At 71.9% G+C, this 23562-nt stretch carries 23 protein-coding genes and 1 tRNA gene; 14 read left to right on the top strand and 10 right to left on the bottom strand.

Annotation, left to right across the window (positions count from 1 at the left end):
• The first annotated feature begins 3 nt into the window (after nt 1–3).
• Nucleotides 4–942, top strand: a complete 939-nt coding sequence (locus tag ROT00_RS09980) for a 4-(cytidine 5'-diphospho)-2-C-methyl-D-erythritol kinase (protein ID WP_404774475.1) — start codon at nt 4–6, stop codon at nt 940–942.
• Between the two features lie 113 nt (nt 943–1055).
• Here ROT00_RS09980 and ROT00_RS09975 read toward each other — a convergent pair whose 3' ends face one another.
• Nucleotides 1056–2546, bottom strand: a complete 1491-nt coding sequence (locus ROT00_RS09975; RefSeq protein WP_404774473.1) for a hypothetical protein — start codon at nt 2544–2546, stop codon at nt 1056–1058.
• Nucleotides 2547–2662: 116 nt separating this feature from the next.
• Here ROT00_RS09975 and ROT00_RS09970 point away from each other — a divergent pair, with 116 nt between their 5' ends.
• Nucleotides 2663–4522, top strand: a complete 1860-nt coding sequence (locus ROT00_RS09970; RefSeq protein ID WP_404774471.1) for an ABC-F family ATP-binding cassette domain-containing protein — start codon at nt 2663–2665, stop codon at nt 4520–4522.
• An 83-nt stretch (nt 4523–4605) separates the two neighbouring features.
• Here the strand turns inward: ROT00_RS09970 and ROT00_RS09965 are convergent, their stop codons facing one another.
• A complete protein-coding gene (locus ROT00_RS09965; RefSeq protein WP_404774470.1) occupies nt 4606–5139 on the bottom strand; it encodes a PadR family transcriptional regulator in 534 nt (177 codons plus the stop codon).
• 76 nt (nt 5140–5215) lie between these two features.
• On the opposite strand from ROT00_RS09965, the gene ROT00_RS09960 reads away from it, so the two are divergent.
• The 4 genes from ROT00_RS09960 to ROT00_RS09945 all read left to right on the top strand — a co-directional run bounded on the left by ROT00_RS09960 (nt 5216) and on the right by ROT00_RS09945 (nt 9332).
• Nucleotides 5216–6346 carry a serine hydrolase domain-containing protein gene (locus tag ROT00_RS09960; RefSeq protein WP_404774468.1) on the top strand — a complete coding sequence of 377 codons (1131 nt, stop codon included), beginning with the start codon at nt 5216–5218 and terminating at the stop codon, nt 6344–6346.
• Nucleotides 6347–6611: 265 nt separating this feature from the next.
• Nucleotides 6612–7517: a MetQ/NlpA family ABC transporter substrate-binding protein gene (locus ROT00_RS09955; RefSeq protein ID WP_404774466.1), complete on the top strand. Its 906-nt coding sequence runs from the start codon at nt 6612–6614 to the stop codon at nt 7515–7517.
• 94 nt (nt 7518–7611) lie between these two features.
• Entirely contained in the window at nt 7612–8673 is a 1062-nt protein-coding gene (locus ROT00_RS09950; RefSeq protein WP_404774464.1) for a methionine ABC transporter ATP-binding protein, read from the top strand.
• Nucleotides 8673–9332 carry a methionine ABC transporter permease gene (locus ROT00_RS09945; RefSeq protein WP_404774462.1) on the top strand — a complete coding sequence of 220 codons (660 nt, stop codon included), beginning with the start codon at nt 8673–8675 and terminating at the stop codon, nt 9330–9332. The genes ROT00_RS09950 and ROT00_RS09945 overlap by 1 nt, the downstream gene beginning before the upstream one ends.
• A 100-nt stretch (nt 9333–9432) precedes the next feature.
• Here the strand turns inward: ROT00_RS09945 and aztD are convergent, their stop codons facing one another.
• On the bottom strand, nt 9433–10716 hold the full coding sequence (aztD, locus tag ROT00_RS09940; protein WP_404774460.1) for a zinc metallochaperone AztD: 1284 nt from the start codon (nt 10714–10716) through the stop codon (nt 9433–9435).
• 144 nt (nt 10717–10860) lie between these two features.
• On the bottom strand, nt 10861–11562 hold the full coding sequence (locus tag ROT00_RS09935) for a helix-turn-helix transcriptional regulator (protein ID WP_404774458.1): 702 nt from the start codon (nt 11560–11562) through the stop codon (nt 10861–10863).
• A gap of 97 nt (nt 11563–11659) precedes the next feature.
• On the opposite strand from ROT00_RS09935, the gene ROT00_RS09930 reads away from it, so the two are divergent.
• Nucleotides 11660–12442 (top strand): alpha/beta fold hydrolase, encoded by a 783-nt coding sequence (locus tag ROT00_RS09930; protein WP_404774456.1) that lies wholly within the window; start codon nt 11660–11662, stop codon nt 12440–12442.
• A gap of 63 nt (nt 12443–12505) precedes the next feature.
• Here ROT00_RS09930 and ROT00_RS09925 read toward each other — a convergent pair whose 3' ends face one another.
• Nucleotides 12506–13006, bottom strand: a complete 501-nt coding sequence (locus tag ROT00_RS09925; protein ID WP_404774454.1) for a MarR family winged helix-turn-helix transcriptional regulator — start codon at nt 13004–13006, stop codon at nt 12506–12508.
• A 160-nt stretch (nt 13007–13166) separates the two neighbouring features.
• Here ROT00_RS09925 and ROT00_RS09920 point away from each other — a divergent pair.
• The 5 genes from ROT00_RS09920 (at nt 13167) to ROT00_RS09900 (ending at nt 18005) form a co-directional block, all read left to right on the top strand.
• Nucleotides 13167–13238 (top strand) — tRNA-Gln (locus ROT00_RS09920).
• A 1-nt stretch (nt 13239) separates the two neighbouring features.
• Complete coding sequence (gene glmU, locus ROT00_RS09915; protein WP_404774452.1) at nt 13240–14685, top strand: bifunctional UDP-N-acetylglucosamine diphosphorylase/glucosamine-1-phosphate N-acetyltransferase GlmU; 1446 nt, start codon at nt 13240–13242, stop codon at nt 14683–14685.
• Between the two features lie 32 nt (nt 14686–14717).
• Nucleotides 14718–15695: a ribose-phosphate diphosphokinase gene (locus ROT00_RS09910; RefSeq protein ID WP_404774450.1), complete on the top strand. Its 978-nt coding sequence runs from the start codon at nt 14718–14720 to the stop codon at nt 15693–15695.
• Nucleotides 15695–17479 (top strand): long-chain-fatty-acid--CoA ligase, encoded by a 1785-nt coding sequence (locus tag ROT00_RS09905; protein ID WP_404774448.1) that lies wholly within the window; start codon nt 15695–15697, stop codon nt 17477–17479. Before ROT00_RS09910 ends, ROT00_RS09905 begins: the two co-directional genes overlap by 1 nt.
• A 13-nt stretch (nt 17480–17492) precedes the next feature.
• Nucleotides 17493–18005 carry a hypothetical protein gene (locus ROT00_RS09900; protein ID WP_404774446.1) on the top strand — a complete coding sequence of 171 codons (513 nt, stop codon included), beginning with the start codon at nt 17493–17495 and terminating at the stop codon, nt 18003–18005.
• A gap of 80 nt (nt 18006–18085) precedes the next feature.
• On the opposite strand, the gene ROT00_RS09895 is transcribed toward ROT00_RS09900, so the two are convergent.
• The 4 genes from ROT00_RS09895 to gndA form a co-directional block, all read right to left on the bottom strand.
• On the bottom strand, nt 18086–18526 hold the full coding sequence (locus ROT00_RS09895) for a hypothetical protein (RefSeq protein ID WP_404774445.1): 441 nt from the start codon (nt 18524–18526) through the stop codon (nt 18086–18088).
• A 117-nt stretch (nt 18527–18643) separates the two neighbouring features.
• Complete coding sequence (locus ROT00_RS09890) at nt 18644–18958, bottom strand: DUF202 domain-containing protein (RefSeq protein ID WP_404774443.1); 315 nt, start codon at nt 18956–18958, stop codon at nt 18644–18646.
• Complete coding sequence (locus ROT00_RS09885) at nt 18955–19308, bottom strand: YidH family protein (protein WP_404774442.1); 354 nt, start codon at nt 19306–19308, stop codon at nt 18955–18957. The genes ROT00_RS09890 and ROT00_RS09885 overlap by 4 nt, the downstream gene beginning before the upstream one ends.
• Before the next feature lie 121 nt (nt 19309–19429).
• On the bottom strand, nt 19430–20893 hold the full coding sequence (gndA, locus tag ROT00_RS09880; RefSeq protein ID WP_404774440.1) for an NADP-dependent phosphogluconate dehydrogenase: 1464 nt from the start codon (nt 20891–20893) through the stop codon (nt 19430–19432).
• Between the two features lie 359 nt (nt 20894–21252).
• On the opposite strand from gndA, the gene ROT00_RS09875 reads away from it, so the two are divergent.
• A complete protein-coding gene (locus ROT00_RS09875; protein WP_404774439.1) occupies nt 21253–21864 on the top strand; it encodes a 50S ribosomal protein L25/general stress protein Ctc in 612 nt (203 codons plus the stop codon).
• 144 nt (nt 21865–22008) lie between these two features.
• Complete coding sequence (gene pth / locus ROT00_RS09870; RefSeq protein ID WP_404774437.1) at nt 22009–22629, top strand: aminoacyl-tRNA hydrolase; 621 nt, start codon at nt 22009–22011, stop codon at nt 22627–22629.
• 88 nt (nt 22630–22717) lie between these two features.
• Here pth and ROT00_RS09865 read toward each other — a convergent pair whose 3' ends face one another.
• On the bottom strand, nt 22718–23518 hold the full coding sequence (locus ROT00_RS09865; protein ID WP_404774436.1) for a ribonuclease H family protein: 801 nt from the start codon (nt 23516–23518) through the stop codon (nt 22718–22720).
• Between the last annotated feature and the right edge of the window lie 44 nt (nt 23519–23562).

The raw sequence follows: 23562 nt of genomic DNA, 5'->3' as shown, positions 1-23562 counted from the left end.
CGCATGACGATCGCCGCAGCCCAGCCGTCGGTGCACGTGCGGGCGCCCGGCAAGATCAACCTCTTCATGCGCGTCGCCGAGCCCGGCGACGACGGCTACCACGACGTCGCGACGACCTACCAGGCCGTCTCGCTCTACGAGGACGTCGTCGCGACGCCCGCCGCGGGCTTCGAGGTGTCGTTCTCCGGCAGCGTCGACGTCACGGGCCTGCCCGTCGACGACACGAACCTCGCGCTCCGCGCCGCCCGCCTCCTCGCCGAGGCGACGGGCGTCACCGAGGGCGTGCACCTCGCGATCGACAAGCACGTCCCGATCGCGGGCGGCATGGGCGGGGGCTCGGCGGATGCCGCGGCCGCCCTCGTCGCCTGCGACGCGCTGTGGGGGACCGGCCTCTCGAAGGACGAACTGCACGGGCTCGCCGCCCAGCTCGGCGCCGACGTGCCGTTCGCCCTCGCCGGCGGCACCGCGATCGGCACCGGGCGCGGCGACCGGCTGAGCCCGGTGCTCGCGACGGGGTCGTTCCACTGGGTGCTCGTGTTCGCCGAGTTCGGGCTGTCGACGCCCGCCGTCTACGGCGAGCTCGACCGGTTGCGCGGCGAGGGGCGGGTGCCGCCCGAGTCGCTCGCCCCCGCCGGGGCGCCCGCGGTCGACCCGGCCGTGCTCCAAGCGCTCCGCGCCGGCGACCCCGCGCTCCTCGCGGGCGCGCTGCACAACGACCTCGCCGCGGCGGCGATCGAGCTCGCTCCCGAGCTCGACGAGGTGCTCCGCCTCGGGCACTCCGCGGGCGCGCTCGCCGGGCTCGTCTCGGGCTCGGGCCCCACTCTCGCGTTCCTCGCCGAGGGCGCCGACGACGCGATCTCGCTCGCCGTGACGCTCTCCTCCGCGGGGCATCTGGCGACCCACGTGCACGGTCCGGTGCACGGCGCCCGCATCGTGCGCTGAGCCGCACTAGGACCCGTCCGCCTGCTCCAGCTAACCGTGTTGCCGCAACTCGTGGGCCCGTGGTTGGCTTTCGACACCTTTGCAGGTACGCCGCGCGGGCAGGCCTCCTCCGCCTACTCGCCACCTCCAAGCCAGCCCATCGCGCGTGCGTAGTTCTTGAGTTTTGTTAGGCAGTACTGGGCGATCGCAGATCGATTCTTTGAGGTTAAGAAGTCACCTTTTCGATACGTGAACTCGAGGCAGTGGGCCACTGCATGGTCATCGATCGCGACATCGGGGATCAGCGAAGGTAGGAACGACAACGCCGATTCGGTTGCGGTCGCGACGGGCTTGTCCATTTTCAAGCTCTCCTCAATCGCGCTCGCGAACGCTCGGTTCAGCTGCTTATCGCGTGCTCCCTGAAAGCCGATCGAGTCCGCGATGGTCTCGAACGTGAGCCGCGCTTCTTCAGCTGGATTGCCGCGGCCCTCGCCCACGGCGCGGACTTCGCCCGCCAGTCGGCGCCCGAGATCACTCCGGCCGAGATACGTCGCAACATCCGTTCTGGTCCTCTTTGCGAACTTGAGGTCCGTCAGTGCTTGTTGATACTCAGACGTGCCGAATCTCGACATGACGGCGAGCGCAAGGGGCGGAGAAACGGCAACTACGTGGGCATCCAGCGCAACGATCGTCTGGACCAACAGGCCGCGGTGGCTATCCCACCACTGACCGATCACGCTCTCGGAGCAAGCCTGCACAAGCGCACTAGGGTCGAGCATCCCGAATCTCTTGCTAGACGAGAGGGTCGAGAGCACTCCATGCCCCTGCGACTCAGACACCCAAACGACGGTGAGCCTCACGTCTCGAACTGTCGCTTTGGCCAACTCGAGCTTGCGCGTGTTGAAATCGACCGCGATCTGTTTTAGGAAATCTCCCAAGGATCCGAACGCCGTCGGGTCATAGGCGCCAAGATCCACAAGATTCTCGAGAGAATCCACTCCATTCGCGAGAGTCAGCGTTTGCGCTGCCAGGTCGCTCCACGTGTCCTCCGGTGGCCCAGATACGGACACGGGAATAGATAGCGGGAGTACGCCTGCGACCTGTCGATATGCTGCGGACATCGTTGCTGCAACATCTCGAGAAGTATCCGGCCAAATGAGCAGCACGTTGTGTCCCTCGTCCTGCCGAAGGAAACGCTTGATCTGGGCAAGCTCAACGTCTGTCGGGGGCGCGCCCTCACGGTGGTCGACGTTGATCGGTATTACTCGACTGTCGTTTGCCGGGAGCTGGTCGCGTCGATGAAGTGTCAACGCATGCGAGATGCTAGTCGCACTCACGTCGCCTGCGTAGGACAGCGTCGGAGCGAAGAGCTTTGGTGCGAAGAGCGAGAGGTTCTCGGCCAGGGTGGTCTTGCCCGTACCTGAGTCGGCATATATGGGCAGGAAGAGGCCCTCATGAAGCGACCGAATCGCTTCAGCAGCTTCTTCGAGAACACTCATCGTTCCGGTTGCTGGCGGCACGAGCAATCGCAGGACCTCAGGGCCGATCGTCCGCACGAGAGCTTCATAGCGAGACGGGAGCGACAAGGAGGTGAGCAGCCGAGCATCAGCATTGGTGTCAGGCACGTGGGTGATGCTATCTAAACGGAGAGAGGATGACGAATTCAGCCAACTCACATGGCGAAGCCTCCATTGCTCCACGCGAGACCCCCAGTGTGCTGCTTGCACCTACGCTTGAAGCAATGGCACACCTCCTCGGCGCCGAGCGCCTGCATCTCGAGTTCCCGACGCGCACGGTCTTCGACGAGGTCACCCTCGGCCTGGACGAGGGCGACCGGATCGGCATCGTCGGCCGCAACGGCGACGGCAAGTCGACCCTGCTGAAGCTCCTCGCGGGTCGCCTCGAACCGGATGCCGGGCGGGTCACCGTGCGCCGCGGCATCCGCATCGGCATGCTCGACCAGACCGACACCGTCGACCCCGACTCGACGGTCGCCGAGGCGGTCGTCGGCGGCATCGACGAGCATGTCTGGGCCGGCGACCCGAAGGTGCGCGACGTCATCGCCGGGCTCCTCGGCGACGTGCCATGGGACGGCCGGGTCGGCTCGCTCTCCGGCGGTCAGCGCCGCCGGGTCGGACTCGCGGCCCTCCTCGTCGGCGACTGGGACGTGCTCTTCCTCGACGAACCGACGAACCACCTCGACGTCGAGGGCATCGCCTGGCTCGCGCAGCACGTGAAGGCGCGCTGGAGCCGCAGCGAGGGCGCGCTCGTCGTCGTGACGCACGACCGCTGGTTCCTCGACGAGGTCTGCACCGGCACCTGGGAGGTGCACGACGGCATCGTCGAGCCCTTCGAGGGCGGCTACGCGGCGTACGTGCTGCAGCGCGTTGAACGGGACCGGATGGCGGCCGCCACCGAGGCGAAGCGCCAGAACCTGATGCGCAAGGAGCTCGCCTGGCTCCGCCGCGGCGCGCCCGCGCGCACCTCGAAGCCGAAGTTCCGCATCGACGCCGCGAACCAGCTCATCGAGGACGTGCCGCCCGTGCGCGACCGGGTGGAGCTCAGCCGGCTCGCCGTGGCCCGGCTCGGCAAGGACGTCGTCGACCTGCTCGACGCCGGCGTGGACTACCCGGCGCCCGGCGGCGGCACCCGCACCGTCCTCCGCGATGTGGAGTGGCGGATCGCGCCGGGGGAGCGCACCGGCATCCTCGGGGTGAACGGGGCGGGCAAGTCGACCCTGCTCGGCCTCGTCACCGGGGCGGTCAGCCCCACCCACGGCCGGGTGAAGCGCGGCACGACCGTGCGCATCGCGACCCTCAGCCAGGAGCTCGCCGAACTCGCCGACTGGGCCGACGAGCGCGTCAGCGCGGTCGTCGCCGCGCAGCGCTCGAGCTACACGATCGGCAGCGGCTCCAAGGCGGTCGAGCTCTCACCCGGGCAGCTGCTCGAGCGGCTCGGCTTCACGAACCAGCAGCTCGCGACCCCCGTGCGCGATCTCTCGGGCGGGCAGAAGCGGCGCCTGCAGCTGCTCCTCATCCTGCTGACCGAGCCGAACGTGCTCATCCTCGACGAGCCCACGAACGATCTCGACACCGACATGCTCGCGGCGATCGAGGACCTGCTCGACTCCTGGCCCGGCACCCTGCTCGTCGTGAGCCACGACCGGTACCTGCTCGAACGCGTCACCGACCAGCAGTACGCGATCGTCGACGCGAGGCTGCGGCACCTGCCGGGCGGGGTCGACCAGTACCTGGAGCTGCGCGCGCAGCTCCAGCGCGCGGCCGCGGAGAACGGCGCGGCGAGCGGCGCCGCCCGGGTCGCGGCGGCCGGAGCGGATGCCTCGGGCGGCGCGGCGGCGGCCGGGAGCGCCCCGGCGCTGTCGGGGGCGGAACGGCGAACCGCCGAGAAGGAGCTCGCCTCGGTCGAGCGCCGGATGGAGCGGCTGCAGCAGCAGATCGCGGCCGCCCGCGACGGCTTCGCCGAGCTCGATCAGAGCGACTACGAGCGGTTGAACGCCGAGATGGCGAAGGTGACCGCCGCCGAGCAGGAGGTCGCCGAGCTCGAGGAGCGCTGGTTCGCGCTCACCGAGCAGCTGGGCTGAGCGCGCGGCGGCGCCGGCGACGGACCGAGCCGCGCTCGTGGAGGCTCAGGCGGATGCCTCGCGCTTGGCGCGTTCGGCGAGGCTCAGGCGGATGCCTCGTGCTCGGCGCGCTCGGTGAACCAGGCGAGCGCGTGGCGCCCCGAGGAGAGCCCGTAGTCGAGCGTCGCCCGCTGGTAGGCGAGCACCTCGCGGAACTCCTCCGGCACCTCGAGGGCGGAGAGGTGCCGTTCGACGGCCTCGAGCTCGGCGACGTTCGCCGCGGCGCGCTCCCGGATGCGTTCGAGCACCGCGGCCCGCTCGGCTGGGGCGAGGAGGCCGAGGAAGAAGAGGCGGGAGAGGGCCGCCGTCTCGAGATCCGCGCCCTCGATGGGGCCCGACATCCAGCGGTGGAACTCCGCTCGCCCCGCGTCGGTGGCCCGGTAGACCTTGCGTCCCCGTCCGCCCGGCTCGACGCTCTCGACCTCGATCGACCCGTTCGCGAGCAGGCCGTCGAGGGCGCGCTTGATGCTTCCCGAGCTCGCGCTGTAGACGAGCGCGACGCCCGCCTCGAAGTTCTTGATGAGGTCGTAGAGGCTCTGCGGGGCGAGCAGCAGCAGCCCCAGGATCACGTGTGCCACGTGCCGAGCCTAGCTGTTGACTGCCGGAGACATGTCTAGTAGACATCTCTATGAGATATATTGAGGAGTCGGCCCCATGACCCACGCGCCCGCCGTGCCCGCGGCATCCGGCCCGAGCGAGCTCGACCGCGAGCTCACCACCCTGGCCGAGCGCCTCGCGCGCCGCCCCGGCCTGCACCACGTGAGCCTCGCCATCGCCGACGCCGACGGGCGATCCTGGTCGGGCGCGGCCGGCCCGGGGACGCCCGCCGGCCCGGGAGCGAGCGCGGACGCTCCGTTCTTCATCGCCTCCATCACCAAGCGCTTCATCGTCGCGCTCGTGCTCCAGGCGCACGAGCGCGGGGAGCTCGACCTCGACGCCGCCATCACCGCGTACCTCCCCGCCGAGACCACCGCGCGTCTGCACGTGTGGAAGGGCCGCGACCGCACTCCGGAGATCACGGTGCGCCACCTCGCGAGCCACACCTCCGGCCTGCCGGACTTCTACGAGCGGCGCAGCGGCGGGCCGAGCCTCTACCGGCAGCTCCGCGCCGGGCACGATCTCGGCTGGACGTTCGACGACGCGATCGCGATCGCGCGCGACGAGCAGCACCCGCACTTCCCGCCGCAGGACCTCGCCGCACCGCGGCAGCGCGCCTCCTATTCCGACACCGGCTTCCTGCTGCTCATCCGCATCCTCGAGGTCGTCACTGGCCGGAGCTTCGCCGAGCTCGTCGCCGAGCGCATCGCGGCGCCGCTCGGGCTCGTGCGCACGTGGCATCCGGCCGGCGCCCCCGGCGACCCCGCCGCGCCCGAGCCGATGCCGCTGCACGTGAAGCGGCGCGAGGTGCGGCTCGACGGCGTGTTCGCCTCGAGCCACGACCTATTCAGCACGACGGCCGAGCTCATCGCCTTCGAGCGGGCGCTCGTCGCCGGCGAGCTGTTCGCCGACCCCGGCACGGCGCGGCTGCTCACCGAGCGGCGCAATCGGCTGCGGAACGCCCCGAGTCTCCGCTACGGCCTCGGCACGATGATCTTCGGCGTGCACCGCCTGAACCTGCCGCGCATCGGGCCGGTGACCCTCGTCGGCCACTCCGGGTCCACCGGCACCTGGCTGTTCAGCTGTCCCGAGCTCGGCGTGACGCTCGCCGGCACCGTCGACCAGACGCAGGCGCAGGTGCTGCCGTTCCGGGTGATGGTGGGCTGCCTCCAGCGCTGGACGCGCTGAGCTGCGGCGCTGGACGCGCTGAGCTGCGCTGGACGCGCTGGGGCTGCGGCGCGATCCCGAAGCATCCGTCGTCATATATAACGTCGTTCGCAGAAGCTGTGACGCCATGTGACCAGGTGGTCAACAGCGTGCAGAACCTTCGCCTACCGTAGGAGAGCACCCGCGTTCGCGGCATCGAAGCCCCCACCGACATCCTCCGTGGCGGAGCCATGCCGGCCCACAGCCAAGCGGCCCTCGAACGCGCGCCCACCAAGAGAGGACCACCATGTCACGACGCTCCCGCATCACCTCCGTCATCGCCGCGCTCGCCGCGGTGCCCCTCGTCGCCTCGCTCGCCGCCTGCGCCTCGACGGGATCGACCGGCTCCGACGACGCCGGCGAGACCGTGAAGATCGGCGTCGTCGGCAAGTCCGACCCGCAGTGGGCGCCGTTCGTCGAGGCCGCCGCGGAGGAGGGCATCACGGTCGAGCTCGTCGACTTCGGCGACTACAACCAGCCGAACCCCGCGCTCACCGAGGGCGAGCTGGACCTCAACCAGTTCCAGCACATCGTCTACCTCGCCGACTACAACGTGAACGCGGACGCCGACCTCACCCCGATCGGCTCGACGCAGATCTACCCGCTCGGCCTGTACTCCACCAAGTACGACGACGTGAAGTCGATCCCGGCGGGCGAGACCGTCGCCGTGCCCGACGACCCCTCGAACCTCGCCCGCGCGCTCCTCGTGCTGCAGTCGTCCGGCCTCATCGAGCTGAACGACGGCGGCTCGATCTTCTCGACGATCGCCGACATCGACGAGGCGAAGTCGAAGGTCAAGGTCACCCCGCTCGAGGCGGCCATCACCGCGACCTCGCTGCCCGACGTCGCCGCCGCGATCATCAACAACGACTTCGTCGAGGACGCCGGGCTCACCTTCGCCGACGCGATCGCCCAGGACGACCCGAGCGACCCCAACGCGCTGCCCTACGTGAACATCTTCGCCGCGCGCGCCGAGGACAAGGACAACGCGACCTACGCGAAGCTCGTCGAGATCTTCCAGACGAACGAGAAGGTCCAGGCCGGCCTCGACGAGGCATCCGGCGGCACCGGCGTCTCGCTGCAGGTCCCGGTCGCCGACCTCGAGAAGTCCCTCGCCGACGTCGAGGCCGACACTGCCGCCCAGCAGGGCTGATCGACGCATCACCATCCGGCTCCCGGGCGGCGCGCACCCCGCGTCGCCCGGGAGCCGTCGGCGCGTTCCGCGCCGTACCCGAGGAGGAACCCGCATGGCCATCGTGAGCCTCGCGAACGTGAGCAAGTCGTACCCGTCGCCCGAACGGGGCGCGCCGCGCATCGTCGCCGTCGACGACGTCAGTCTGGAGATCGAGGCCGGTGAGGTGACCGGCATCATCGGGTACTCCGGCGCCGGCAAGTCCACGCTCGTGCGCCTGATCAACGCACTCGAGCCCGCCACCGAGGGCACGGTCACGATCGACGGCCGCACGATCACCGGGCTTCCCGAGCGCGAGCTCCGCAGCGTCCGCCTCGGCATCGGCATGATCTTCCAGCAGTTCAACCTCTTCGAGGCGAAGACTGTCGCGCAGAACGTCGCCTACCCGCTGAAGGTCGCCGGCTGGGGCAAGGCCGAGACCGCGGCCCGGGTCGCCGAGCTGCTCGACTTCGTCGGCCTCGCCGACAAGGCCCGCGCCTACCCCGAGCAGCTCTCGGGCGGTCAGAAGCAGCGCGTCGGCATCGCCCGGGCGCTCGCGACCCGCCCGCGGATCCTCCTCGCCGACGAGGCGACGAGCGCGCTCGATCCCGAGACGACGCAGGAGGTGCTCGCGCTCCTGAAGCGCGTGAACGAGGAGTACGGCGTCACCATGGTCGTCATCACCCACGAGATGGACGTCATCCAGTCGATCGCGACGAAGGTCGCCGTGATGGACGGCGGGCGCGTCATCGAGCAGGGCGACGTCTTCGACGTGTTCTCCGACCCGCAGCACGCCTCCTCCCGCAAGTTCGTCGCGACCGTCGTGCAGGGCGTGCCGTCGCCCGCGGAGCTCGCAGTGCTCCGGGAGCGCCACCCGGGCCGGATCGTCACCGTCTCGTTCCGCGACGGGGATGCCTCGCAGGCCGGCGTCTTCGTCGAGCTCGCGCAGGCGGGGCTCGAGTTCGAGCTCGTCTACGGCGGCATCAACGACATCCGGGGCCGCGCCTTCGGCCATCTCACCCTCGCCATCCGCGGCGACGAGGGCGTGATCGACGCCGCGCTCGGCCGGATCGGCGAGCTCGTCGAGGTGACCGAGCCGCCAGTCGGGGACGGCGCCGAGAGCGGAGGGACGCGCTGATGGACAAGCTCATCGACCTCGGACCCGAGTTCTGGACCGCCGCCGGCGAGACCCTCTACATGGTGTTCTTCACCATGCTCTTCGGCGGGCTCGCGGGCCTCGTGCTCGGCATCGGCCTCTACGTCACCCGGAAGGGCGGCCTGCTGCCGAACGCCGTCGTGAACAACGTGCTGAACGTGCTGATCAACTTCTTCCGGCCGATCCCGTTCATCATCTTCATCGCCGCGGTGCAGCCGCTCACCCGCGCGGTGATCGGCATCGGCATCGGCACGAACGCGGCGGTGTTCGCCCTCTCGCTCGCGGCCTCCTTCGCGATCGGCCGCATCGTCGAGCAGAACCTGCTCACCGTGAAGCCGGGCGTCATCGAGGCGGCCCGCTCGATGGGCGCCGGCCCGTGGCGCATCCTCACGACCGTCGTGATCGGCGAGGCCCTCGGGCCGCTGATCCTCGGCTACACCTTCATCATCGTCGCGGTCATCGACATGTCGGCGATGGCGGGCTTCCTCGGCGGCGGCGGCCTCGGCTACTTCGCGCAGCTCTACGGCTACCGCCAGTTCGAGCCGATCGTGACCTGGGCGGCGGTGCTGCTCATCATCGTGTTCGTGCAGATCGTGCAGTACCTCGGCAACTGGCTGGCGCGGAAGGTGCTGCGGCGGTAGTTGCACGCAGTGCCGCCCGCGCCACCTCGGCGCGGGCGGCGCGCGACCTCGCTGAACCACGAGTTGCCCGACTTTCATGGAAGTCGGGCAACTCGTGCGATCAGTGCCCGGCGGCGACCGTCGAGAGCTCGATCGGGGCGGCGGGCAGCTCCACACTGTCGAGGAGCTCGCCGGCGTCGAGGTCGACGAGGTGGACCGTCGACGCCGCCGGATCGGTCACGTACGCGCGGTGGCCGTCGACCCGCAGTGCGGGCCGGGCCTGCTGCCAGTCGAGCGGCTCGGTCCACTCGCCGAGCACGGGGATCGTCGCCGTGACGGTCCCCGCGGCCGGATCGATCACGTGGATCGCGCCGTCGGTGCCGAGCACGAGCGCCTCGCCGTGCGGGCCGCGGGCGAGCGAGCGGAAGGTGTAGCTCGTGCCCAGCTCGACGAGCCGCATGGTGCCGGTCTCGGTGTCGATGAGGCTCACCCGCGTCGGCCGCTCGAGCTCGGCCTCGGCATCCGTCTTGTAGTCGCCGAGCACGACGGCCGACTCGGGCGATCCGGCCTGGGTGCCGATGCGGCCGTAGGCGTCTGGTGAGGCGACCTTGGTGAAGACGCCGTCGCGGTAGGCGAGCGCGCCGTCCTGGCAGCCGACGACGATCGTGCCGCCCGCAGCGACGGTCTCGCCGTGCACGCCGGGGCAGCGCTCGTCGCGGGCGAGCTCGGCCCCCGAGGCGTCGTACACGGCGACACCGGTGCGCGCCTCCGCGGTGCCGAGCGTCGAGAGGAGCTCGCCGCCGGGCAGCGCGACCGCGACCCCGTGGTGCGCGGCCGCGCTCTCGTGGCCGCGGAGCTCGAGCGCGTCGAGGCCCGCCGCGTCGGCGGCCGCATCGGCGAGCTCGGATGCTTCGAAGAGCTGGACCTCCCCGCTGCCGTCGGCGAAGAGCGCGGTGACGCCCTCGTTCGTGGTGACGTGCCCCGGATGGTCGGCCTCGAACACGAGCTCGGTGAGCTGCGGCTCCGCGCCGTAGTAGTGGGCGTGGTCGCCGTGCTGCTCCGCCTCGAGGCCCGTGTCGAGCACGCGGAAGCCCGCGTCGGTGGAGACGAGCACGTGTCGGCCGTCGCCGGCCGGGTTCACTCGGAGGAAGCCGGGCAGTTCGAGCTCGGCCGCGACCTCGAGCGTGTCGCCCTCGAGCACGAGCAGGCCGCCCTCGTAGCTCGCGACGAGGCGCGGCGCGGCGAGTTCGCGGGCGGCGGGCTCGGCGTCGGCGTCGGGCTGGGCGGCGGGTGCTGCGCCGCCGGGGGAGGCGCAGGCGGCGAGGGTGAGGAGCAGGGCGGGAGCGGCGGCCGACAGGAGGATGCCCCGGCGGCGCGGTGACGGGGGACTGGTGCGTGTGATCATGGCCGTCACGCTATCGTTAACGATAATCATTCTCAAAACTACACCGGATTCACCGAGTTGCCCGACGTTCATGGAAGTCGGGCAACTCGGTGGGGGTCAGGCGGTGTGGAGGTCGGGCGGTGTGGCGGTCAGGCGATGTGGCGGTCAGGCGATCCGGGCGCCGTGCACGGGGCGGGCGGTCTCCGGCGGCTCGCCGACCTCCTCGACGGTGTGGCCGCTGCAGGCCAGCGTGGTGAGGTCGGCTCGCTCGATGCGCGAGACGATGAACCACCGCATCGCGTCACGCAGCCGGCACCAGCCCACGAGGTACCAGCGCCCGTTCGTGGAGGCGAACAGCACGGGCTCGACATCGCGGGTGGTCGTGGCGCCGTCCCGCGAGGTGTACCGGATGCGGACCACCCGCTGCTCGGCCATCGCCGCTTCGAGCGCCGACCGGACGGCCCGCGAGGATGCGGGCGGCGCATCGACCCAGATGCGGTGGGCGAGCTCCTCGGCGTGCGCGCGGGTCCTGGGGTCGAGGACGTCCATGATCTTCCGGATGCCGGCAGCGGCGAGGTCGGCGTAGGGGGCGTCGGCTGCGGCGGACACCGCGGCCAGGAGCGAGACGGCCTGCGCGGGGGAGAGGGTCACGGGCGGCAGGGAGGCGCCCGCGGCGAGCCCGTACCCGCCGCCCGGGCCCGGCCGGGACCAGATCGGCGCGCCGCTGTTCTCGAGCGCGTCGAGGTCGCGCTTGACCGTGCGCACCGAGACCTCGAACTCCCGCGCCAAACGCTCGGCCGTGACGCCGCGCGCGCCGCTCCGGCGGAGCATCTCGGACAGGGCGTGCAGACGTTCGGCTCGTTTCACGGTCCGGCCCCTCGAGCGCTCGCGCCGGCATTCCGCACTGAATTCATGTCAGAAATAGTGACACACTGCTGTCCGACCGGGCTGCGAGGGTGGTCCCATGACCGCTCCCGCGAACACCCCCACCATCGTCCTCATCGCCGGCCACTGGCTGGGGGCGTGGGCGTGGGACGACGTGCTCGAGCACCTCGACGCCGACCGCGCCGAAACCGACGACCGCGCCGACGCCGACCGCCGCGAACCCGACGACCGCGTCCGCGCCGTCGCGATGACGCTGCCCGGTCTCGACGGAGCCGACCCCGGTCGCACGGCGAGAACGCTCGACGACCAGGCGGCGGCGATCCGCGAGCTCATCGCCCGGCACGGCGATCAGCCGGTGGTCGTCGTCGCGCACAGCGGGGCCAACGCCCCCGTCAGCCTCGTCCTCGACCGGTCGCCCGAGCTCGTCGCGCGGGTGATCTGGGTCGATTCCGGTCCGGTGGCCGACGGCGCCGTGTTCGCCCCGGGGCTTCCGGACGAGCTCGAGGAGCTGCCGCTGCCGTCGTTCGACGCGCTCGGCGAGCAGGCGAGCCTGGACGGGCTGAGCGCCGACGACCTCGAGCGGTTCCGGGCGAGGGCCGTCCCGGAGCCCGCCCCGGTGCTCCGCCACCCCGTCGAGCTCGCGAACGAGGCCCGCCACGGCGTCCCGACGACCCTGGTGTGCTGCTCGATCTCGGCCGAGCAGGTGCGGGAGCTGGTCGCGGCGGGGCATCCCATGTTCGCCGAGCTCGCGCAGCTCGGGAACGTCGACTTCGTCGACCTCCCCACGGGGCACTGGCCCATGTGGAGCCGCCCCCGCGACCTCGCCGAGGTCATCCGCGCCGCGGCAGCGCACGCCGGCTGAGCCGACAGCCGAGGCCGAGCCGACGGCCGAGGCCGAGCCGGCGGACGAGGCCGATCGGAGAGCCTAGGCGGGCTCCTCGAAGCTCACGATGAGCTTGCGGAGGAGCCCCGCGAGCCGCTTCTGCTCGGCCGGCGGCAGGCTGCCGAGCAGCTCCGCCTCCGCGTCGACGAGCCGGGTGATCGCGGCATCCACCCGGGTGAGCCCGGCCGGGCTCATCTCCACGAGGATGCCGCGGCCGTCGTGCGGGTCGGTCTGCCGGCCGACGAGCCCGCGCGCGACGAGCCGGTCGATCCGGTTCGTCATGGCGCCGCTCGAGACGAGCGTCTGCTGGAGCAGCGCCTTCGGCGAGAGCCGGTACGGCGCGCCCGCGCGGCGGAGGGCGGAGAGCACGTCGAACTCCCAGGACTCGAGCTCCGAGCGGGCGAAGGCCTGCTTGCGCTCGCGGTCGAGGTGCTTCGACAGCCGGGCGACGCGGGAGAGCACCTGCAGGGGCGAGAAGTCGAGATCCGGGCGCTCCCGCTCCCAGTCGGCGACGATCCGATCCACCTCGTCCGCGTGCGTCATCCGGCCATTATCGCCCGAGCCGCGCGTCCGGTCCCGCCGCGCCGCCGCCGGCCGTCATCCCGCGTCGCGACGGATCGCGGTGCCCCCGCGCGAGCGGCCGTCATGCCGCGGCGCGCGCCGTGGCAGACTTGATGGCGCGCAGCGGCCCGCCGCGGCGCGGTCCGCCATGGTGTAACGGCAGCACGACAGCCTTTGGAGCTGTGAGGCCCAGGTTCGAATCCTGGTGGCGGAGCATGAGCGATCAGAACCTCGCGATCATCGTCCTCGCGGCAGGACAGGGCACCCGCATGAAGTCGGCGACCCCGAAGCTGCTGCACCCGCTCGCCGGCTCGCCCGTCGTCGGTCACGTGCTGAACACCGCGCGCGCCCTCGACGCCGCGCACGTGCTCGCCGTGGTGCGGCACGAGCGCGACCGCGTCGCCGAGACGATCGAGGCGGAGCTGCCCGGCACCACCATCGTCGACCAGGACGAGATCCCCGGCACCGGCCGCGCCGTCGAGCAGGCCGTCGCCGCGCTGCCCGCCGACTTCACCGGCGAGGTGCTCGTGCTGAACGGCGACGTGCCGCTCCTCGACGCGGACACGCTCGCCGCGTTCCTCGCCCAGCACCGCGAGACCGGATCGGCCGCCTCCGTGCTCTCGGCGATCTACGACGACCCGCACGGCTACGGCCGCATCGTGCGCAGCGCGGCGGGCGCCTTCGACCGCATCGTCGAGCAGAAGGACGCGAGCGAGATCGAGCGGGCCATCCCCGAGATCAACGCAGGCATCTACGCCTTCGGCGCCGCCGCGCTCCGCGACCAGCTCGCGAACCTCACCACCGAGAACGCGCAGGGCGAGAAGTACCTCACCGACGTCATCCAGCTGCTCCGCGAGGCGGGCAGCGAGGTCGAGGCGGTCCCGGTCGCGGAGCCCTGGCTCGTCGCCGGCATCAACGACCGCGCCCAGCTGTCGGAGACGGCCGCCCGGCTGAACGCCCTGATCGTGCGCGGCTGGCAGCTGAACGGCGTCACGATCGACGATCCGGCGACGACCTGGATCGACCTCGCGGTCACGATCGAGCCCGACACCACCATCCGTCCCGGCACCCAGCTGAAGGGCGCGACCACCATCGCGACGGGCGCGATCGTCGGCCCCGACACCACGCTCGTCGACTGCGAGATCGGTGCCGGTGCGCACGTGAAGCGCACCGACGGCACGCTCGCCGTCATCGGAGCCGGCGCCGAGGTGGGGCCCTTCGCGTACCTCCGCCCCGGCACGGTCCTCGGCGAGGACGGCAAGATCGGCACCTTCGTGGAGACGAAGAACGCCGAGATCGGCCGCGGCAGCAAGGTGCCGCACCTGAGCTACATCGGCGACACCCGGGTGGGCGAGCAGTCGAACGTCGGCGCCGGTTCCATCACCGCGAACTACGACGGGGTGAACAAGCACCGCACCGAGATCGGGTCCCACGTGCGCACCGGCTCGCACGGGGTGTTCGTCGCGCCCGTTACGATTGGAGACGGCGTCTACACGGGCGCCGGAACGGTCGTCCGAAAAGACGTCCCGGCCGGAGCGCTCGCCGTGAACGTCGCTCCGCAACGCAACATCGAGGGGTGGGTCACGACGCATCGTGCAGGGACCGCGGCCGCCCGGGCGGCCGAGGCCGCCGGCACCGGCGCCGCGACCGACGCCGACTGACACGAGGCCGGACCGGCTGAGAGGACGAACACATGTCGGGTATCGAGACCACCGGATCCAAGCGCCTCGTGCTGGTGTCGGGGCGCGCGCATCCGGAGCTCGCCGAGCAGATCGCCCGTGAGCTCGGCGCGGACCTCGTGCCGACCGACGCCCGCACCTTCGCGAACGGCGAGATCTACGCCCGCTACGACGAGAGCGTGCGCGGCTCGGACGCCTTCGTCATCCAGTCGCACACCTCGCCCATCAACGAGTGGCTCATGGAGCAGCTCATCATGGTCGACGCGCTGAAGCGGGCCTCCGCGAAGCGCATCACGGTGGTCGCGCCGTTCTACCCCTACGCCCGGCAGGACAAGAAGGGCCGCGGCCGCGAGCCGATCTCGGCCCGGCTCGTCGCCGACCTGTTCAAGACCGCCGGCGCCGACCGCATCATGTCGGTCGACCTGCACGCCGCGCAGATCCAGGGCTTCTTCGACGGGCCCGTCGACCACCTCTTCGCCATGCCGGTGCTCCTCGAGGAGTTCAAGAACTCCCTCGACCCCTCGACCCTCACGGTCGTCTCGCCCGACATGGGCCGGGTGCGCGTCGCCGACATCTGGAGCGACAAGCTCGGCGCACCGCTCGCCATCATCCACAAGCGCCGCGACCCGCTCGTGCCGAACCAGGTCTCCGTGCACGAGATCGTCGGCGACGTGAAGGGCCGCGTCTGCCTCCTCGTCGACGACCTCATCGACACTGGCCGCACCATCGTGAAGGCTGCCGAGGCACTGAAGGCGAACGGCGCGATCGGCGTCGTCGTCGCCGCGACCCACGCCGTGTTCTCGAACCCCGCGGTCGAGATCCTGCAGTCCGACTTCATCGACCGCGTCGTCGTCACCGACACGCTGCCGATCCCGGCCGAGAAGCACTGGGACCGGCTGACGATCCTGCCGATCGCGCCGCTCCTCGCCCGCGCCATCCACGAGGTCTTCGAGGACGGCTCGGTGACGAGCATGTTCGACGGCGCCGCCTGATGGGCGAGCCCGGCCAGGAGGCGCAGCCCGGCCAGGAGGCGCAGTCCGGCGAGCGGGCGCCGTCCGGCCGTCCTGCGCTTCCGGGCCGGCCCTGGGTGGCGAGCTACGCCGACGGCGTGCCCGACGAGCTCCCGGCGCCCGAGGGCTCGCTCTACGACCTCATCCGCCACTCGGTGGAGACCTACCCCGAGCACGTCGCACTCGAGTTCTTCGGGCGTGAGACGACGTACGCGGAGCTCGGCGCCGAGATCGAGCGCGCCGCCGAGGGGCTGCGGCTCCTCGGCGTGCAGAAGGGCGACCCCGTCGCCATCGTCCTGCCGAACTGCCCGCAGCACATCGTCGCGTTCTACGCCGTGCTCCGTCTCGGCGGCATCGTCGTCGAGCACAATCCGCTGTACACGCCGCGGGAGCTCCGCCACCAGTTCGAGGATCACGGCGCGCGCGTCGTCATCGCTTGGGACAAGGTCGTCGACACGCTGCAGGCCTTCCCGGCCGACGTGAAGCTCGCGCACATCGTCTCGGTCGACCCGACCCGGGCGATGCCGTTCGGCACCAGGCTCGCGCTGCGCCTGCCGATCGCGAAGGCCCGCGAGTCGCGCGCCGCTCTCACGACGAAGGTGCGGGGCACCGTGCCGTGGCCCGAGCTCACGGGCGCCGCGCCGATCGACGCGCACATCATCGCCCCGGGCGTCGACGACGTCGCCCTCATCCAGTACACGAGCGGCACCACGGGCAGCCCGAAGGGCGCGACCCTCAGCCACGCGAACCTCATCGCGAACGCCGCGCAGGCGCGCAGCTGGGTGCCCGAGATCCCGCGCGGCAGCGCCGTCGTCTACGCCGTCCTGCCGATGTTCCACGCCTACGGGCTGACGCTCTGCCTCACCTTCGCGATGAGCATGGGCGCGCGGCTCGTGCTGTTCCCGAAGTTCGACCCGGACCTCGTGCTCAAGGTCGTGAAGCGCCGCCCGCCGACCTTCCTGCCCGCCGTGCCGCCGATCTACGAGCGACTCACCGCCGCGGCCGCCGCCGAGGGGGTGCCGCTCGCCGGCATCCGCATCGCCATCTCCGGCGCGATGCCGCTCTCGCCGGCCGTCGTGGAGCCGTGGGAGGCCGCCACCGGCGGCTACCTCGTCGAGGGCTACGGGCTCTCGGAGTGCTCGCCGGTGCTGATGGCGAACCCCGTCGCCCCGAACCGCAAGGCGGGCACCGTCGGACTGCCGCTGCCGGGCACCGAGTGCCGCGTCGTCGACCCCGAGGAGCCGACGCGCGACGTCGAGGCGGGCGCCGAGGGCGAACTCGTCGTCCGGGGGCCGCAGGTGTTCTCCGGCTACTGGAAGAAGCCCGACGAGACCGCCGCGGTCTTCGCCGACGACCCCGAGGGCGGGACGCCGTGGTTCCGCACGGGAGACATCGTCACGATCGACGACGAGGGCTTCGTGCGCATCGTCGACCGCATCAAGGAGCTCATCATCACGGGCGGCTTCAACGTCGCACCGAGCGAGGTGGAGGAGGCGGTGCGGCAGCACCCGTCCGTCGCCGACGCCGCGGTCGTCGGGCTGCCCGATGCGCACTCGGGCGAGCAGGTCGTCGCGGTCGTCGTGCTGAAGCCCGGGCAGCAGCTCGACGAGGCGGGCATCCGCCAGACCGCCCGCGATCAGCTCACGCCCTACAAGGTGCCGAAGCGGGTCGTCGCGGTCGACGAGCTGCCGCGCTCGCTGATCGGCAAGGTGATCCGCCGCGAGGTGCGCACGCGTCTCATCAACGCCGAGGCCGGGCAGGGCTGACGAGGCCCGAACGATGGGGTTCCTCGACGCGGAGACCAGGGCGGCGCTCGATGCGCTCGCGGCGCTGGATGCGGGCTCGACCCCGGACGCGGGCGGCGGGGCGGCGGATGCCTCGGCGCCGCTGGATCGGGTCCGCGCCGTGCGACGGCTCCTCCGTGCGCTCGACGCCGAGCCGGCCGTGCTCGCCGCGGTGCGCGAGGCCCGCGAGGCCGGGGCCGACTGGAACGAAGTGGCCGAGGCCGCAGGGCTCAGCGAGGGCGCTGCGAAGCAGCGCTGGGCGGGCGACGACACGGCGATCGCCGAGCGGCGCGAGGCGAGCCGGAAGCGCAAGCGCGAACGGCCGTCGAGCCGTCCGACCGAGCTGCCCGGGCTCTCCGTCGCCGAGGCGGCCGCGAAGCTCGGCGTCACGCCGCAGGCGATCTACCTGCGGGTGAGCCGCGGCCAGCTGGAGGCGCGCACAGTGGAACTGCCCGACGGGCGCAAGTACAAGCGGGTGTTCCCGGACGGCGACGCGCCCGAGGACTGAGCGCAGGGGCACAGCAGCCGCGGGGCGGGCGTGCGGCCGCGGCAGCGCACGGGTCGCAGCGGCGCAGGGGAGCGCGCCGACTAGGCGGGCACCTCGTCGGGGCCGAGCACGCGCGGCGGGGCGCCCGGCAGCAGGCCGAGGTTCGCGACCGCCCGCGGCTCGCCCGAGGCATCCGCGTAGCAGATCCAGCCGGGGCCGCCGGGACCGAAGAGCTCGAGCGACACGTGCGAGCCCACGGCATCCCGGTCGAAGCCGGCGACGATGACGGCGCAACTGCGCGCCGCGCTCGACTGCGCGACCGAGACGGTCGACAGCACGATGGGAGCGAGCATCGCGACGAGCGCGACGATCACCGTGATGCGGATGGCGCGGCGGCGGCGTTCCCAGCGGCTCGGGCCCTCGGCGGGCCCGTCCTCGGCGAAGGCGAGCTCCGCGGGCACCTCGTCCCAGTCGCGCGGGCCGCGGGGGCCGGGCTCGCCGGGCTCCGCCGGGTGGCGTGGTTCGAGGTCGCGCGGTGCCATGTGCTCCAGTCTCGCATCCGCGGCTGGGTGCACGGCAGCGGGGCGGATGCCGGCACGGAGACGAACGCGTCCGCCGCACGCCCGCAGCCCGCGCTCGGCGCCCGGTTCAGCGCCGGCTCAGCGCCCGGCGAACACCGAGGCGATCCCCGCAGCGGCTGCGGCGAGCGTCGCCGCGGCGACGGCCAGCATGAGCCACGGCGCGGGCGCGTAGCGGCCCTCGCTGAGCTCCCGCCGGCGCACGCCGCCGACGGCGCCCACGGCGCCCGCCGCGAAGAACAGCACGGCGCCCGTGACGACGAGCCACGGCTCGCCCTCGACGAGCCCCGTGCGGAGCGCGAGCAACGCGTTCACGGCGACGACGAGCGCGGTGCGCGTCCACGACAGCGCCGTGCGCTCGGGCTGCAGCCCCGGATCGCGGATGACCGTGCTCACGGCAGGATGAGGAACACCGTGAGCACGACCGAGGTGACGAGGCAGACGCCCGCGAGCACCGGGAGGGACCAGCTGAAGCGGAGCGGCCGGTCGTGGCGCATCGCGATCTCGTTGCTGCGCCAGCGGAGGTACGACAGCAGCCCGAGGCCCGCGGCGGCGACGCCGAGACCGACCGACAGCACCGTCACGACCGCGCGCGGGCCGATGCCGGCGGCGAACTCGTGCAGCAGCACGCCGCCCGCGATGAGGGCGAGCGCGGTGCGGATCCAGGCGAGGAAGGTGCGCTCGTTGGCGAGCGAGAACCGGTAGTCGGGGTCCTTCCCCTCGCGCTTCCAGCTCGGTTCCGGCATCCGCGCCTCCTGGTCTGGTGTCTGTACGGTCGTGGGAACGTGCGATCGTCGCGAGCCTAACGGCCGCGAGCCCGGCCCGCGTGCGGCGGGCCGGGCTCGCGCCGTCGGGTCGTGCGTGCGATCAGTGCGACGACGGCGTCGTCTCGATCTCGCTGCGGTCGCCGGACCAGAGCGTGTGGAAGACGCCGGGCTTGTCGACCCGCTGGTAGGTGTGCGCCCCGAAGAAGTCGCGCTGGCCCTGCACGAGGGCGGCCGGCAGCCGCTCCGCGCGGAGGCCGTCGTAGTACGCGAGCGAGGAGGCGAACGCCGGGGCCGGGATGCCGGACTGGGCGGCGGCCACGACCACGCGGCGCCAGGCCTGCTGCGCGCCGGCGACGGCGTCGCGGAAGTAGGGCGCGACGACGAGGGCCAGCAGCTCGGGGTTCTCGGCGTAGGCGTCGGCGATGCGGTTCAGGAAGCGGGCGCGGATGATGCAGCCGGCGCGCCAGATGCGGGCGATGTCGCCCTTCTTGACGTCCCAGCCGAACTGCGCGGCGCCGGCGATGATCTCGTCGAAGCCCTGCGAGTAGGCGATGATCTTCGACGCGTAGAGCGCCTGACGGACGTCCTCGATGAACGCGTCGGCGTCGGCGACCGCCCAGCCGGCGTCGGGGCCGGGCAGCGTTCGTGCGGCCTCGCGCTGCGCGCGCTGCGAGGAGAGGCTCCGCGCGAACACCGCCTCGGCGATGCCCGAGACGGGGACGCCGAGGTCGAGGGCGTTCTGCACGGTCCAGGCGCCGGTGCCCTTCGCGCCGGCGGAGTCGAGGATGACGTCGACGAGCGGGGCGCCCGTCTCGGCGTCGACCTGGCGCAGCACCTCGGCCGTGATCTCGATGAGGTAGCTCTCGAGCTCGCCGGTGTTCCACTCGGCGAAGATGTCGGCGATCTCGGCGGGCGACTTGCCGGTGCCCTGCCGGATGAGGTCGTACGCCTCGGCGATGAGCTGCATGTCGGCGTACTCGATGCCGTTGTGCACCATCTTCACGAAGTGGCCGGCGCCGTCGGTGCCGACGTGGGTCACGCAGGGCGCGCCGTCCTCGGGGGCGCGGGCGGCGATGGTCTCGAGGATCGGGCCGAGGGTCTCGTAGGACTCGGCGGTGCCGCCGGGCATGATCGAGGGGCCGTTCAGCGCGCCCTCCTCACCGCCGGAGATGCCGGTGCCGACGAAGTGGATGCCGGTGGGGCTGATCTCGCCCTCGCGGCGGATGGTGTCGTGGAAGTTCGCGTTGCCGCCGTCGACGATGATGTCGCCCGGCTCGAAGCGGCTCACGAGCTCGGAGATGACGGCGTCGGTGCCGCGGCCCGCCTGGACCATGATGATGGCGGTGCGCGGGGTCGCGAGCGAGGCGACGAACTCGTCGTAGCTCTCGGCGGCGACGAAGCCCGCCTCCGGGTGCTCGGTCACGAGCGTGCGGGTGCGCTCGGGGGAGCGGTTGAACACCGCGACGGTGTTCCCCTCCCGGCTGGCGAGGTTGCGCGCCAGGTTCGAACCCATGACGGCGAGTCCGACGACTCCGATGTTCGCGACGGCTTCAGGCAAGGTCATTCTCCTCGGAACGGGAAAGTGGGGTCTTCTCAGCGTAGTGCGCGGCGGGGCCGAGGTGCTGCGCGGGGTCGCACGAGGGCGTCCGCGGCGTCGACTGCGGGGTCGCCGAACGGGCCGCTCGGCCGGATCGCGGGGATCGGGTAGACTGGGCGATTGAACTTCGGCGAGGGATGCCGCGGGCGGGCGAGAGCCGGCACGAGGCATCCGTGATCGACGCGGTCGAATGCGACTCACGGCGATTCCTCACGCGCACCCCTCGGGTGCCGCGCGTTCGAGTTGAAGAGAACAGACAACGATCTGGGCCGCCAGAGCGCACCACTCCGGAGCGCACCACCTCGGGCCCCGCAAGGAGAACCACCATGGACGAAGACAACAAGGTCGAAGCCCTCGAGCGCGACTCGTTCGGCAAGGGCGCGGCCCGCAAGCTGCGCGCCGCCGGCCGCATCCCCGCCGTCGTGTACGGCCACGGCACCGACCCGGTGCACGTGAGCCTGCCGGCGCACCAGATCGGCCTCATCATCCGCAAGGCGAACGCCGTGCTCGACCTGCAGATCGCGGGCAAGAGCCAGCTCACCCTCGTGAAGGACGTCCAGAAGGACCCGGTGCACCAGGTCATCGAGCACCTCGACCTCATCGTCGTGAAGAAGGGCGAGAAGGTCCAGGTCGAGGTGCCCGTGCACCTCGAGGGCGAGTCCGCTTCGGGCACCGTCGCCGACCTCGACTCGCACACCCTGCTGCTCGAGGTCGAGGCCACCCACATCCCCGAGAACGTCGTCGTCTCCGTCGAGGGCCTCGAGGAGGGCACGCAGCTCCACGCCAAGGACGTGCCGCTGCCCAAGGGCGCCGCGCTCATCAGCGACGCCGACGCGCTCGTCGTGAACGTGCACGTGCCGCAGAAGGCCGCCGAGACCGAGGAGCCCGCCGAGGGCGAGGAGGCCGCAGAGGCTCCCGCCGAGGAGGCCGCCGAGTAACTCCGGCCGCATCGTCACGAGGGCCCGCCCCGATCCCCGGATCGCGGCGGGCCCTCGCCGTCCCCGGGCGCACGGCCCGCCTCCGCCGTCGGGTACGCTCGGTCATCGGGCCGATCGGCCCGATCGACCTGGACGGAGCACCGGATGGCGTGGTTCCGGCGGCGTGCGCGAGAGGAACCCGAGGTGGCCCAGAACACGTGGCTCGTGGTCGGACTCGGCAACCCCGGAGCGCAGTACGCCGGCAACCGGCACAACGTCGGGCAGATGGTGCTCGACGAGCTCGCCGCCCGCCTCGGTGCGAGCTTCAAGAGCCACAAGACCCCGTCGCGCGTCGCCGAGGGCTTCCTCCGCCCGGGCGGCCCGAAGCTCGTGCTCGCGAAGTCGAACAGCTACATGAACACCTCGGGCGGCCCGGTCTCGGCGCTCGCGAAGTTCTACGACGTGCCGCCCGAGCGGCTCATCGTCGTGCACGATGAGCTCGACCTGCCCTTCGACACCGTGCGGCTGAAGCAGGGCGGCGGCCACGGCGGCCACAACGGCCTGCGGGACATCTCGAAGGCGCTGGGCCCCGACTACCTCCGGGTCCGCGTCGGCATCGGCCGGCCGCCCGGCCGGCAGGACGCCGCCGACTTCGTGCTGAAGGACTTCTCCGGCACCGAGCGGCAGACGCTGCCGAACCTCCTCGCGGATGCCGCGGACGCCGTCGAGGCGATCGCCGACGACGGGCTCCTCGCCGCGCAGCAGCGCTTCCACGCGCCGAGCTGAGCCGGGCCGCGGAGCACCGCGAGATCGGGCCGCGAGATCAGGCGCCGCGAGATCGGGTCGCGAGATCGGGCCGCGAGATCAGGCGCCGCTAGATCAGGCCGCGGAGGAACTCCTCGGGGCTCGTGCCCGCGGCGCGGGCACGCTCGACGAGCCTCGTGTGCTCGTCGGTGGTGAGCTCGATCGACATGGTCAGCCAGTCGGCCGCCGGGTCGTCGAAGTCGAAGAGCGTGGCGTCGGCGGGGGAGCGGTCGTCGTGGCTCGGCACGTCGGGCTCCGCGGATGCCCGGAACGTGCTCGCGGAGGCCGCGCCCGGGGCAGTGCTGCTCGGGGCGGTGCTGCTCGGGGCAGTGCTGCTCGGGCCGGTGCTGCTCGGGGTCGCGCTCGCGGCGGGCGCCGCCGCGGCATCCGCCCCGTCCTCGGCCGCGCACGCGCCGGACCAGCCGGGGCCGGCGGGGATCGCCGAGCCGCTCCGGTACGCCTCCGCGACGGCGCGGGCGCGCTCGTCGGCGGCCTCGTTCATCGCGTGCCCGGCGTGGCCCTTCACCCACTCGAAGCGGTAGCGCCGTCCCGCGATCGCCTCGTCGATCTGCTTCAGCAGCTCGACGTTCAGCACGGGTTTGCCGTCGGACTTGCGCCAGCCCTTGCGCTTCCAGTTCGGCATCCACTTCGTCACCGAGTTGATCACGTACTGGCTGTCGCACTTCACGAGGAGTTCCTCGTCGAGGTGCGCCGTCGCGCGGAAGAGCTCGAGCACCGCCGTGAGCTCGCCCTGGTTGTTCGTGGCGTGCTTCCAGCCGCCGGCGGCCCAGCAGTCGTCGGCGACGTACCAGGCCCAGCCCGCCGGGCCGGGGTTTCCGAGGGCCGATCCGTCTGCGGCGGCGATGATCATGGGGCTGGTCCTTCCGTCTGGCCGCGCCAATCGTATCCGGCACC

The organism is Agromyces mediolanus, assembly GCF_044917495.1.
GTDB lineage: Bacteria > Actinomycetota > Actinomycetes > Actinomycetales > Microbacteriaceae > Agromyces > Agromyces mediolanus_B.
This window is presented reverse-complemented; position numbering and strand designations above follow the sequence as displayed.